Source organism: Desulfosediminicola ganghwensis (genome assembly GCF_005116675.2).
GTDB lineage: Bacteria > Desulfobacterota > Desulfobulbia > Desulfobulbales > Desulfocapsaceae > Desulfopila > Desulfopila ganghwensis.
This window is the reverse complement of sequence record NZ_CP050699.1, coordinates 5,222,228-5,235,418: the sequence shown is the minus strand read 5'-3', so window position 1 is coordinate 5,235,418 and position 13,191 is coordinate 5,222,228. Positions and strand designations below refer to the sequence as shown.

The 13,191-nt window shown below is 51.5% G+C and carries 9 protein-coding genes; 4 read left to right on the top strand and 5 right to left on the bottom strand.

What is annotated here, in order from left to right; genetic code table 11:
• Window position 1: 1 nt before the first annotated feature.
• The 3 genes from FCL45_RS22565 to FCL45_RS22555 all read left to right on the top strand — a co-directional run bounded on the left by FCL45_RS22565 (window position 2) and on the right by FCL45_RS22555 (window position 5,364).
• Window positions 2–847, top strand: coding sequence for a DUF72 domain-containing protein (locus FCL45_RS22565; RefSeq protein WP_136795605.1), 846 nt, complete (start codon window positions 2–4; stop codon window positions 845–847).
• Between the two features lie 149 nt (window positions 848–996).
• The gene (locus FCL45_RS22560; RefSeq protein ID WP_136795604.1) at window positions 997–2,196 is read left to right on the top strand and encodes a DNA polymerase Y family protein; all 1,200 of its coding nucleotides are present in this window, start codon (window positions 997–999) and stop codon (window positions 2,194–2,196) included.
• Between the two features lie 156 nt (window positions 2,197–2,352).
• Window positions 2,353–5,364 (top strand): DNA polymerase III subunit alpha, encoded by a 3,012-nt coding sequence (locus FCL45_RS22555; protein ID WP_136795603.1) that lies wholly within the window; start codon window positions 2,353–2,355, stop codon window positions 5,362–5,364.
• Window positions 5,365–5,378: 14 nt separating this feature from the next.
• Here FCL45_RS22555 and FCL45_RS22550 read toward each other — a convergent pair whose 3' ends face one another.
• Window positions 5,379–6,371 carry a D-alanyl-D-alanine carboxypeptidase family protein gene (locus tag FCL45_RS22550; RefSeq protein ID WP_136795602.1) on the bottom strand — a complete coding sequence of 331 codons (993 nt, stop codon included), beginning with the start codon at window positions 6,369–6,371 and terminating at the stop codon, window positions 5,379–5,381.
• 262 nt (window positions 6,372–6,633) lie between these two features.
• Here FCL45_RS22550 and FCL45_RS22545 point away from each other — a divergent pair, with 262 nt between their 5' ends.
• Window positions 6,634–8,331, top strand: a complete 1,698-nt coding sequence (locus FCL45_RS22545) for an AMP-binding protein (protein ID WP_136795601.1) — start codon at window positions 6,634–6,636, stop codon at window positions 8,329–8,331.
• An 89-nt stretch (window positions 8,332–8,420) separates the two neighbouring features.
• Here FCL45_RS22545 and FCL45_RS22540 read toward each other — a convergent pair whose 3' ends face one another.
• The 4 genes from FCL45_RS22540 to rpsU all read right to left on the bottom strand — a co-directional run bounded on the left by FCL45_RS22540 (window position 8,421) and on the right by rpsU (window position 13,140).
• Window positions 8,421–9,056, bottom strand: a complete 636-nt coding sequence (locus FCL45_RS22540; RefSeq protein ID WP_136795600.1) for a site-2 protease family protein — start codon at window positions 9,054–9,056, stop codon at window positions 8,421–8,423.
• 61 nt (window positions 9,057–9,117) lie between these two features.
• On the bottom strand, window positions 9,118–11,835 hold the full coding sequence (locus tag FCL45_RS22535) for a CBS domain-containing protein (protein ID WP_136795599.1): 2,718 nt from the start codon (window positions 11,833–11,835) through the stop codon (window positions 9,118–9,120).
• 125 nt (window positions 11,836–11,960) lie between these two features.
• Complete coding sequence (gene xerD / locus FCL45_RS22530) at window positions 11,961–12,896, bottom strand: site-specific tyrosine recombinase XerD (RefSeq protein WP_136795598.1); 936 nt, start codon at window positions 12,894–12,896, stop codon at window positions 11,961–11,963.
• A gap of 52 nt (window positions 12,897–12,948) precedes the next feature.
• Window positions 12,949–13,140 carry a 30S ribosomal protein S21 gene (gene rpsU / locus FCL45_RS22525; RefSeq protein ID WP_419175805.1) on the bottom strand — a complete coding sequence of 64 codons (192 nt, stop codon included), beginning with the start codon at window positions 13,138–13,140 and terminating at the stop codon, window positions 12,949–12,951.
• Window positions 13,141–13,191 lie beyond the last annotated feature (51 nt).

Below are 13,191 nucleotides of genomic sequence, written 5' to 3'. Positions count from 1 at the left end.
GATGGCAGACAGACAAGATATACACGCTATTCCGGGGGCGCTTACCCTGGCTGGTGACTGCAGGGTGCTGTTCGGCACCTGCGGCTATTCATACACCGAATGGGTCGACAGCACCTTTTATCCGGCAGGAACCAGGACTTCGGAAATGTTAAGTTTTTATGGTTATACCTTTTCAACAGTCGAGTTGAATTACACCTGGTACCAGATGGCCCGGGCAGAGGCTGTGGCCCGTATGGTCCGCAAGGCCCCGTCGCATTTTCGTTTTTCCGCCAAGCTGACCAGGACCATGACCCACGAGCTGGCAGATGACTGGCGGGAGCAACTGAAGCTCTACCGGGAAGGTATAGCGCCTCTGGGGCAGCAGCTGCAGGCCGTGCTGGTTCAGTTACCACCTGATTTCGACCGTACTTTAAGCAACAGGCGGTATCTGGCGGAACTTCTGGACGGGTTACACGGTTTGCCGTTGGCGGTGGAGTTTCGTCACGCCAGCTGGGCCGTGGATAGTGTGTTCCAGGAGCTTGAGCGGCGTAAAGTGAGCCTGGTAACCGTAGATGAGCCTGAGATTGGAGGTCTTTTCCCAACGCTTGATGTGGTGACTAACCCCGAGCTTTTTTATGTGCGTTTTCACGGTCGCAATATTTCAGGCTGGCGTTCAGGTAATATGCAGAAAAAAATCGATTATGACTATAGCGAGGATGAGTTAAGGGGCTGGAGTGAAGAGTGGTTGGGTAAACTGGTGCGTCAGGCTAAAAGCGGGGTGATTTATTTTAATAATCATGTTCGCGGCCAGGCTCCCAGGAATGCCCAGCGGTTGAAGAAGATAGTGGGGAACAGCAGTTTGGCGTAGCACAGGAACCAGCCGCTGCGTCCCATTGTCTTCAATTATTCAGCGGTCAAAGGATAATCCACTACCGGAGTCTGAGCCTGCCTCTGTACTGCCGGGAACTTCAAACCGGGTACCGTCTGGACTGATGAGAGGTCCAGACTAATGACATTATGGAACGATCGATTCTGCATTTCAATGTGGCGGATTTTGCTGTAGCGGTTGAGCGGGTGGCAGACATCACGCTCAGGAGTAAACCGCTGATTGTGGCGCCTTTAGGGGCAGCCCGGGCTGTGGTGTATGACATGAGTGAAGAGGCGTACCAGTGCGGGGTCAGAAAAGGCATGGCACTCAATCTGGCAAGCCGTCTCTGTCGTGGTTCGAAGGTTGTGCAGCCTCGCACTGATCTCTATCGCAAGGCCATGGGCACCTTTTTGAAACGGGTGCAGAGTTACTCGCCGTTGATTGAACACGGTCTGGAGGATGGCCATCTCTTTGTTGATCTTACCGGCACGCACCGGTTGTTCGGGCCGCCACCCGATGTTGGCTGGCGGGTTCGCCGTGAGGTACGTGATGGTCTGGGGATTAATCCCATCTGGACACTCGCTTCGAACAAGTTGGTGGCCAAGGTATCTTCACGATTGGTGAAGCCGGTGGGGGAATACATCGTGGCGACCGGTGAAGAGCAGGAGTTCCTGGCGCCGCTTTCCCTGTCCCTGCTGCCCGGTTTACAGGGAAAGGAGTTGAGTCGTCTTCATGAATTTCATATTTCCACTATCGGCCAGTTGGCGGAGTTGAGTCGCTCGCAGCTGATGGTACCTTTCGGCAGCCGCTGTGAGTTTCTTCACCAGGCAAGCCATGGCCAGGACAACAGCCTGGTTATGGGAGGCCCTCAGCAGTCCGCCCCCATTGATCATGAACATCTTTTCGCCACTGATACCAACGATCAGCAGGAAGTAGAGAGCATTGTCGGCAATCTGGTGAGTCGGGCCGCTGTAACCTTGCGCCATCGTCGGCAGGTCGCCAGGAGGATAGGGGTCTGGATTCATTATTCAGACGGAAGCCATGTGGTGCGACAGGCAACGCTGAAGCAGGGGAGTTCCAGTGATTTCGGGTTAAGGCAACTGGCTATGCTGGCGCTCAAGAGGGCATGGATACGTCGTACTCGCTTGCGCAGTGTGCGCCTTGTCTGTGACCGGCTGCATCGTCAGTCTCCGCAACTGTCACTTTTTCCGGAGACCACGGTTAAAGAACGGAGTCAGGAAAAAGTACTCAGCGCTATGGATACCATTCGGGCGCGGTTTGGCCACAGTCTCATCAACATCGGCGGTGCCCGGCAGACCAATCCGGCTGTGGAGCGTCTCGCTGTCTGAATCTGTTGATTAGAGGTGAGAGGTGAGAGGGGAAGGGCGCGGAATGTGTCTTTCTCTTTCTATCTTCAATCTCCCAGCCACCAGCTTCTAGCTTCTGACTTCTAACTTCTAATTAATTAATCTCCACCCTCCTAACGCCATATTCAAGAGGTAGCTATGTTTTGCCTGCGGGTTCGCTCGTCATATTCACTTTCCCTGGCGACCGCTATGCCTGAGACTCTCTGTGAACTCGCAGTGCGGTTTGGCTATAGCGGCCTTGCCATTACCGATCGCGATAATCTCTACGGATTATGGAATTTTTTGAAAAGCGCAAAGCTGCAGGGGCTCAGGCCAATTGTGGGGGTGGAGCTTTCAGAACCCGACAGTGAGAGGCTGGTGGTTTGTCTGGTGGAGAACAATACCGGCTACAGTAATCTCTGCAAGCTGATAACCAGTCGTCATTGCAATAAAAAATTTTGTTTTGAAGATGCACTGCCCGGGGCTGGTGCAGGTTTGCTGATATTGGGGCGTGATATCGGTCTGCTGGATGAGTTGCGGAACCGTAATGTCGAAGTGGCAGCTGATCTGGGCCCCAGGCCGACAGAGCAGGCTCGCATGCTGCGGCAGTGGGCAAATGGTGCAGGTGTCCCGGCGGTAATAACTGCGGAAAGCAGTCTGGCGCATGAAGGTGAGCGGCAGCTCTATCAGCTGTTGCGGGCCATCGCCGCCAATACCAGTATGAGCCGATTGGAGCAACTCGAGTCCCTGGAAAATGTCTCAGCCCTTGAACCTGTTGAAAAGTATCGGCAGCGCTTTGGTATCTGGCCGGAGGTATTGACGGCGACAGAGGTCCTGGCAGACCGCTGTCGTTTTACCGGTCCGGAATTCGGTATTGTCATGCCGCCCTGGCGTGAGCCGGAGCTTGGAGATGCTGCCACTGTACTACGGGCACGAACCTATCTGGGAGCCCGGCTTCGTTACGGTGATGACCTTGGTGAACCGGTGGTGGAAAGACTGGAACATGAGCTGAAGGTGATAGAGGAGATGGGGTTTTCTTCCTATTTCCTGGTTGTGCGCGATATTGTCCATCGGAAAGGACCGGACGGTACCAGAAAAAAACGCCGGATCTGTGGTCGTGGCTCTGGTGCTGCTTCGCTGGTGGCCTACTGCCTCGAGATCACCAATGTTTGTCCGTTGAAGTACAATCTCTATTTTGAGCGTTTTCTCAACCCGGGCAGAAGTGATCCGCCCGATATCGATGTGGATTTTTCCTGGGATGAGCGGGATGAGGTGCTTAACGAGGTGTTGAGTGATTTTAGCGGTTACTCCGCTATGGTCTGCAACCATATCTTTTTTCAGCCTCGCATGGCCATTCGAGAAACGGCTAAGGCTTTCGGCATGCCGGGCTATGAGATCTCCCGACTCACCAAACGGCTGCACTGGCTGCACGGGGGCAATGAAGATACAATCATTGAGCGTATCCGTACGTTACCCTCTCTAAAAGATCAGGATTTCAGCGATCCCTGGCCCGAGATTTTTAGTCTTGCCGGGCAGTTGGTCGGTTTGCCGCGCTATCTCTCGGTGCATCCCGGCGGGGTGGTGATTACTCCGAAGCCGATAAACGAATATGTACCGGTACAGTATGCAGCCAAAGGTGTGCCGATCATCCAGTGGGAGAAGGACTCCACCGAAGAGGCTGGTCTGGTGAAGATCGACATCCTGGGCAATCGTAGTCTCGGTGTTATTCGTGATGCGGTTCAGTCGGTCTCTGAAGGTGGTATCGAACTTGATGAGATGACCTGGAATCCTGAAGATGATGTGCGTACCAGAAGCGGTGTGGCTCGTGGCACCACCATGGGTTGCTTTTATATCGAAAGCCCGGCCATGCGCCTGTTGCAGCAGAAAGCCGCGACTGGTGACTTTGAGCAGTTGGTTATCCAGTCATCGATTATCAGGCCGGCGGCCAATGATTTTGTTCGGGAATATGTACGCAGACTGCATGGTGGCGCCTGGCAACCCTTGCATCCGCTGGTGGGAGATGTGCTGGATGAGACGTTCGGGCTGATGGTCTATCAGGAGGATGTTTCGAGGGTCGCTGTGGCCTTGGCGGGCTTCAGTCATGCGCGGGCGGACGGTTTGCGAAAGGTCATGTCCAAAAAGGATAAGGAGCTTCGGTTGCACGATTATCGGGAGCGGTTTTACAGCGGCTGCCGTGAGCGGGATATTGCGGAAAAGGATATCGACCAGGTCTGGGAGATGATCATGAGCTTTTCCGGCTACTCGTTTTGCAAGCCGCATTCAGCTTCTTATGCCCGTGTCTCATATCAGGCAGCGTACCTGAAACATCACCATCCGGCGGAGTTCATGGCTGCAGTGATCTCAAACCAGGGTGGTTATTACTCAACTATGGCCTATGTCTCCGAAGCTAAGCGACTTGGTTTGGAGATTTTGCATCCCGATGTCAATCACAGCAGGTATCGCTGGCAGGGAAACAGCACGAAGATACGGGTGGGGCTGCAGGCGATCCATGGACTATCTGACAAATTGGTGACCAGACTCCTTGTTGAGAGAAACAAAGGGGATTTTAGCAGTCCTCTTGATTTTTGGAACCGGGTGGTACCTGCAGAAGATGAGGGGAGAGCGTTGATTCATGCCGGGGCGATGGATAGCCTCGATCCGCAACTCAACAGGACGGCATTGCTCTGGCAGTGGGCGGCTTTCCAGAGAAGCAGGGTTCTCAGTAGGACCAGCTCTCTTTTTCCGGTGCAATTGCCGCCGCCACCGGCTCTGCAACCGCCGGACCTGGGGAGTCAGATGCGACGTGAATATGAACTACTTGGATTTCTCTGTCGACATCACCCCATTACCTTTATGGGCAGGGCACCGCAGGGCGTAGTGAAAATGGAGGAGGTCGCGGCTCATGTGGGGCGGCGCATCCGCTGTGTGGGCTGGTTGCTCACCGGGAAGATCGTCTCGACCAAAACCGGCGAAGCTATGGAATTCTTAACCTTCGAAGATGAGACGGGGATTCAGGAGACTACTTTTTTCCCAAAAGTTTATAAGCGCGCAGCCCATCTGCTGCAGAGCGGACGGGCCTATATCCTGACCGGGCTGGTGGAAGAGGATTATGGTGCGGTGACGCTTACAGTTGAAAACATTCAACCGTTGGTCCAGGCGAAGAAACGTTAGTTACGCGAGCAATATCAGTGGTCAGCCTGGGGGAGTGTCTCGTCGCCTGAATGAAGCTCAGCTTCATGGGGTGAAATATAGCGATACTGGCCAAAGCCGTATTGCACCAGGAATTTAACATCGTTCCACATGGTCTCACTACCCATAACAGCAACGATTATAGTATTGCCGTCCCTGGTAAACTGTCCGACGTAGGTCTGGCGCGCGGCGTTGGTGTAGCCGGTTTTGCCGCCTTCGGTACCATCAATCTGCCATAAAGCCTTATTGTGATTGTAGAGGGTATTACCTTCGTCGGTTTTCATCGACCGCATTTTAATTCTGGCAACGAACTCTGGATATTGCATGGCTTCCCGGAAAATCAGGGCCAGATCTCTGGCTGTGCTGGTTTGGCCCTTGGCGGTCAGGCCGGTGGCTGTTTTTATATCGGTGTTGGTGGCGCCCCAATGTTCAGCCTGCAGGGTCATGATCCTGGCAAATTCCTCTTCGCTTCCGGCCAGCATCTCGGCCAGGGCAACGCTGGCGTCGTTGGATGAGGCGAGCAGTACCGCGGTAATCAATTCATCTGCGCGATACTCCTTATTGGGGTCAAGATACATCTTGGAGCTGGGCCGGGAGGCTGCCTCCCGGCTTACCGGGATCGACTCATCGCCGGTCATGGATTTGAGGGCGATTGTGCCGGTGAGTACCTTGATGGTGCTTGCAGGTTGCCGTGGGTTATCGGGGTCTTTGGCGAAGAGTACTCTGTCATTTTGTGCATCAATGACAATTGCACTGCGGGCTGAGATACGGTTCAGGGTGTTTACGGAGACCGGAAGTTCACTCAGCTCATCCGGGAAACGTTTAACTTTGGCTATATTACCCTGGCTTCCCAGAACGGGCAAATCTGCAGCGCTGGCGACCAGAGGAGTGTTCAGGGAAAAGAATGCAAAAATTGTGAGACACATCACCATGGAGAGTGATGAGCGAAGAGTGTGATTCAGGATGGTGGAAACGAAAATATGGGTCATATAAGTAAGTGCTGCAGGGGATATCTCGGGCGCGAAGTCATGTCAATATTGTGCTACTGTTGTAGTAAAGCGCAAGAGCCTTGTCAAGCGACTTCTCCTAGTAGATACAGGGGTTGCGGCAAACAGGCTCTCTCTTCACCATTGACCACCACTCATACTTTGTGTAATATCCTTGCCGATAATTACCACAGAATGCAATAGTATGTAGATGTTTCTACGCTGTTGTCTGAAGCTGCAAAACCTACTACGCAGAGGTGAATATATGGTGGTTGAAGCTGATGTTCGGATGACACTCAATTACATCCTCGATTCAAGCCGCGCCAAGTTCGGAGACAATCCAGCCATAGGGATGGCGCTTGAGAGGGCTCTTACGTATAACGAGTTTCATCAGAATGTAATGGCTCTTGCCTGTCGTCTGCAGAAAGAGGGTGTCAAGAAAGGTGATCGACTGGCCATCCTGGCCGAAAATTCTCATAACTGGGGTACAGCCTATTTTGCTATAGTTCGTCTTGGTGCGATAGCTGTTCCCATACTCCCTGACCTTCCTGAGAGTGATGTTCGTCACATCCTCAATGAAATGGAGGTCAAAATCCTTTTTACCACTACTCGTCAGATTGACAAAATATACGAATTACGAAAAGAACTTGTCGGGCCGGTTATTACCCTTGATGAGCAGACTGCCAAGCAGACAGTAATCAATGTCATCGGTTTTGGTGATTTACTTGAGCAGGCGACAGATGATCTGAAGGCGTTGGATGAGGCACCGGATTTTCCGGTAGTCGAAGAGAACGATATCGCCTCTATCCTCTATACTTCAGGTACTTCCGGTTATTCAAAGGCGGTGATGCTCTCTCATAAGAACCTCACTTCCAACGCTTATTCGAGTTCAAGGCTGAAGGAAATTCCTGTGGGAAGTGTTTTCCTTTCCATTCTGCCCATGTCTCACACTTATGAGTTTACCCTCGGGTTTATACTGCCTCTCCTGAGTGGAGCCCGTGTGGCCTATGCGGGTAAAACACCGACTCCCGCAATTTTGCAAAAGCTTTGCAAGGTGGAAAAACCGAACTTTATTTTTGCAGTGCCGCTTGTCCTGGAGAAGATTTACAAGAAACGGGTTTTGCCGCAGATTGAGAATTCAAAACTGCTTAATATCGCATGCAAAACCAATTTTGGCCGTAAACTGGTTTATAAAAAAATAGGCCAGAAACTGTTGGAGTTTTTTGGTGGCAATCTCCAGTTTATGGGAATTGGTGGCGCGGCATTGAATCCGGAGGTTGAGGATTTTCTGCACGACGCGGAATTTCCGTTCCTGATCGGATATGGCCTCACCGAGGCGGCGCCACTGTTGGCTGGTGGTCCTTTTGGGGATGCCACCATTGCTCCCGGATCTACAGGTAAACCTCTGTTTGGCGTTGAGGTGAAAATCGTCGATCCTGATCCTGTAACCGGTGTTGGTGAAATTCTCGCCACAGGGCCAAATGTGATGAAAGGCTATTATGGCGATCAGGAGGCCACTGACGAGGTTCTTTCAAGTGATGGCTGGTTGGCCACCGGTGATCTCGGTTTTGTCGATGAGGAAGGTAACCTGCACGTTCGGGGTCGTTCTAAAAATGTGATCGTCATGGCAAATGGCGAAAACGTCTATCCTGAAGCAATCGAGCACAAGATCAACTGTTTTCCCTTAGTTGTCGAGAGTCTGGTTCTTGAGAGCGGCGGTCAGCTTGAGGCCTGGGTCTACCCGGATTATGAGTTGATAGACGAGGAGACCAAGGGCAAAGGGCGGGGGGAGCGCCGTGAATTTATAGAGACCAGGCTTGAAGAGATGCGAAACCAGTTAAACACCCAGCTCTCATCGGCTTCTCGAATTGCCAGGGTTTTCGAGCGTCGTGAGCCGTTTATAAAAACAGCTACTCACAAGATCAAGCGTTATCTCTATTCAGAAGGGACATCGCTGCTATAAAAGCGTCTGTCTGCTGAGTTGAAAAAGGAAACGGGAGATTTGCCGCAATGGTGAATCTCCCGTTTTGCGTTTAAACCGTTAGAAGTCGGTTATGAGAGTAAAAAGCCGTTGGCAAAGCTGACAATGGGTAAAATTACTTTGCTGAGCAGACCGCTGAATAATAGAACCAGCAGGATGATAAAGCCGTAACGTTCAACCTTCATATACGAACTGGCTAATTCGTTCGGCAATATGCCTGCAAGAATTTTGCTGCCGTCAAGAGGGGGGATCGGCAGCAGGTTCAATACGCAAAGTACCAGATTAATCCAGACACTGGCTGCGAGCATCTGCATGAGAGGATAGATAGCACCTATGATCGACGGGTTGCCGGCAACTCCTGCGGCTAACAGCACTTTGAGTATGATGGCGCTGGCCACGGCCAATACCAGGTTGGTGGCAGGCCCTGCGAGGGCGACCAGGAGCATCCCCTGCTTGACGTTGCGAAAATAGAGGGGATTGACAGGGACGGGTTTGGCCCATCCGAAATTGGCTATAAAAAATATGAGTGTACCAAGCGGGTCAAGGTGTTTGAGCGGGTTCAGGGTTAATCTGCCTGCATTGCGGGCGGTGGGGTCACCGAGGCGGTAGGCGGTAAGGCCATGAGCTACCTCGTGCAGGGTGAGTGCCAAAAGGATGGGTGGCGCTAATATAACAAACTTAAAGATAATCTGATCAAATGAAAACATCGTCTAATATTGGGAAAAGGTTAAAGTGGGGAAGTCATTTATTCAATAGGTGATGGGATGCTTAGATTCCTTCACCCGAACCGTGGACCTCGTTGCTGGATAAGGTAGTCGGTAGCGGGTAATTTCTTTGAATGTAGGCGATCTCATCTTCTTTGCTGACAACTTCGCCGTCTAGGCGGCTTTCCAGCAGTCCATTGAGCATTTGCCTGAAGGCGGGGCCGGGTTGATAGCCCATGGCTTTCAGGTCGCGACCGCTTATCAGGGTCGTGGCATGCCGCAAGTCCGTAACGTATTTGGATATTGCCTTTTTGACGGAACTCTTGCGAGCGATAGCCATCAGGTAGAGTAAGCCTTCAATGTTAAAATCCTCAAGTAGCCAGTAAATCTCACTGTTGGTCAGTGTCCTCCTGCGAGCCAGCAGGTTGGCGGTTTTGTCAGCGTGATCTTTCTGGCGCAGCAGTGTCTCTTTGGCCTTCGGCGGAACTAGAAACCTCTGGCAGAACGCCTCGAGCACGTCAAGCCGGGATCTGCCCATAATAGCAAGCAGGTAGACCATCCAACAGGGACATTCTTCTTTGAGGTAGAGCAGTTTGTACCAGTTGATAGCCTTCTGTGCCTGTATTAGGATATGCATAAACCGCCTATCGATTTTCAGGTGCGGTCTCAGGTCGGGCCAGAGGAATTGAAAAAGGTTAAATTCGGCTAAACGCTGAATGGCAGGAATGGGGTTTTCTTCAGCGAGGATCTGGCGGATTTCTGAAAACAGGCGGGTATCGGTTGCCTTGCCGAAAAGTTTCATTTTCACCGCATTTCTAATAAGCCGGGCGGTATGGGGGGCGATGCGGAAATTCATTCTCTTTTCAAAGCGGATCGCCCTGAAAATTCGACTTGGGTCTTCGACAAAACTCAAATTATGCAGCACCTTGATCTCCTGGTGCTTGAGATCATTCTGGCAGTTAAAGAAGTCGATTAAGGTACCGAACTGACCTGGGTTGAGTTGGACCGCCATGGCGTTGATGGTGAAGTCCCGACGATAGAGATCAAGCTTGATCGAAGAGAGTTCAATGGTGGGCAGGGCAGCTGGATATTCGTAATACTCAAGCCTGGCTGTGGCGATGTCGATCTTAAAGCCGTTGGGCATCATTACCACGGCGGTGCCAAAACGTTCATGGGTTCTGTACCTGCCATCCAACCGTTCGGAGAGATGTCGCGCGAAGATGAGACCGTCACCTTCGACTACGATATCAAGATCGAGATTTCGCTTTTTTAAAAGCAGGTCACGGACAAAACCGCCAACAGCAAAGGCATTGAAGCGAATCTGATCGGCTACTTCACCTATGACATGAAGCAGTTGAATCATGTCCCGGTTGAGACAGTCGATCATCAGCTTGTTCAGGTTCCGTTTGCGCTCAAGTGATGGGTACTCGGTCTCGTGCAGTAAATTCTTAGGCAGATGGGCCGGGTCATTAACCAGATGGTTGAGCAGATCAGTACGGGTAATGACTCCTTCCAGTTTGCCATCCTGGATGATTGGGATGATGCGCTGGCGGTTTTCTATGATCAATTCCTGAATATCGGCCAGGGTTGCATTGAGCGAAAGAAAATCTATATCGGTGGACATATAGTCGCTGACCAGCAATTCACCGAGATTATGGTGCAGCGCCTTTTCAATAACCTGGCGGGAGATAATGCCGACGATATTCAGAAATGGGCATTCCTGTATGCGAGTCGTTGCAGGGGCTTCAACCGGAACTGAGTTGATTGAATAGCGGTTGAGCAAAAAAGCTGCGTTGGTCAGGGATATGTCGGCCGGTATCGTGATGGCCGGCATTGACATCAGTTCTTTCGCTATGGGCTGTGGCCGCACGTGACGGTGCAGGGTCTGGATCAGCTTTTCATGGGCCTCAATCAGGGTCATATCCTTGACCGTGGCAGATGCCGCGGTGGAGTGACCGCCCCCCCCCATATCGCGGGCGATGGCGCCGACGTTGATATCCTGGATTCGGCTCCTGGCAATGAGATAAATCCTGCCTGCCATGGAGACCAGAGCAAAAAGTGTATCCAGATTCTCCATGGTCATGAAGCGTCGGACTATCAGGGCAAAATCGTCAACATAGTTCTGTAGCGAATGGGTCACCACCACGATGGGGATGGACTGGATAGTGTACTGCGTTGCTGACTTCATCAGGTCATGCAGCAACTCTACCTGCTGGGTGGTTAACTCGTACGTGATAAATTGTGAAACGATATCGAGCTTTGCCCCTTTTCGTACCAGCCAGGCGGCCGCCTCGAGATCTTCGGGTGAGGTCGTCAGGTGGGTAAGCGAACCGGTGTCTTCATAAATTCCGAGACAGAGGATGGTCGCCTCATCCGGAGTGATATCCAGGTCCCGTTCTTTGATCAGCTGGGTGAAGATGGTCGAGGTGGCACCGACATTTTTGATAATCTCAACCTCAGCCTCGATATCACTGGGGCTTTCCGGATGGTGGTCGTAAATATGCACCGGAATTTTACTGTCTTCCAGACATTTGGAGAAATTACCAATGCGGGAGGATGAGCGGGTGTCGACGATAATCAGCATCTCAACCTGATCCAGATCTATATCGCTTGTTTTCCTAAAATCATAAGTATAAAGCAGGGACTGCGAAATGAAATCGCGCAGGTTTTTCTCCTGGGAACCGGAAAAGGCTAGAACGGCATCAGGGTAGAGTTTGTGGGCCGCCACCATGGAGGCCATGCCGTCGAAATCTGCGTTAAGGTGCGTAGTGATTACTCGCATTAATCAGGTCGCTCAGTTGTGTTTAATCCCGAGATGCTATGTTCCGGTCGGGGAGTTATGCTTTGGGCAATTTGTGGTATTTACTCAGGGTAGCTTTACCTACTATTGCCAATATGTACACAATTTCATCCCCTCGGATGAAACTTTTTATGAATAGTTTTCAATCTGTCCTGGTCGACATGGGTATAAACCTGAGTGGTCGAGATGTCGGCATGACCGAGCATCATCTGAACCGCACGCAGGTCGGCACCGTGCGATAACAGGTGCGTGGCGAAGGAATGCCTGAGCATGTGCGGTGAAATATCTTTGTCAATTCCTACTGCCAGGGCGACTTTGCGGATGATTTGCCAGAACCTGAGTCGGGTCATACAACTGCCCCGGTTGGTGACAAAAAGGTAGTTGGATCGTTTGCCGTTGAGAATCCTTGGCCGACCGAGGTCGATATATTCTTCAATTTTCTCTTTAGCCTGCCGGCCAAAAGGAATGAGGCGCTCTTTGTTGCCTTTACCGAGTACCCGGATGAAACAGGAGGTCAGGTTGACGGCGGATTGTGGCAGGTTGACCAGTTCGGAAACCCGTAGCCCGGTAGAATAGAGGAGAAAGATCATTGCCGTGTCTCGACGGCTTATGGGGGTAACCAGTCCAGGTGGCTTGAGCAGTTTGCTGACCTCAGTAACTGAAAGTGCGATGGGGAGTTTTTTACCGCTCTTCGGCAGATCGACAGCAACAAACGGATTATCAGCTGTCAGATTTCGCTGGACAAGGAAATTGAAAAAGGTGCGTAACGCCGATACACGTCTGGCGTTGCTGCGATGGGAAATATTGTTCTCAAGGCAGTTCTGGAGAAAATTGTGGATGACCTTGAGATTTACCTCTTCAAACGTTTTCTTGCGTTTGCGGGCGAGATAGGTGAGAAAACCGTTGATGTCGGCAGAGTATGCCTCAACGCTGTTTTCGGCAAGCCGCCTTTCTGATATGAGATATTGGAGGAACAGTTCATATGCGCCAAGGAACTGTTCCGGCAGAAGAGGCGGCTTGTTATTTCCGGGAGGCCGTGTCACACGTGCTGCCCCTATTCAAAAAGCCGTATTGCAAGGCTTTTCAAACAAAAGACTAATGCGCTCTTCTGAGACGGTTGAACTTGCGGAGCTTTCTGCGGGCCTCAGCCTGCTTGCGGCGTTTCTTTACGCTTGGCTTCTCGTAGTATTCGCGACGCTTGAGTTCTCTTTTGATACCGTCAATCTGCAGTTTTTTCTTCAGCTGGCGAATTGCATATTCGAGATCTCCTCGAACTTCAACTTCTATCATTTTTGGCTCCGTTTATGGAAAATATTCATATGTTTTCAGGCTGTTGCA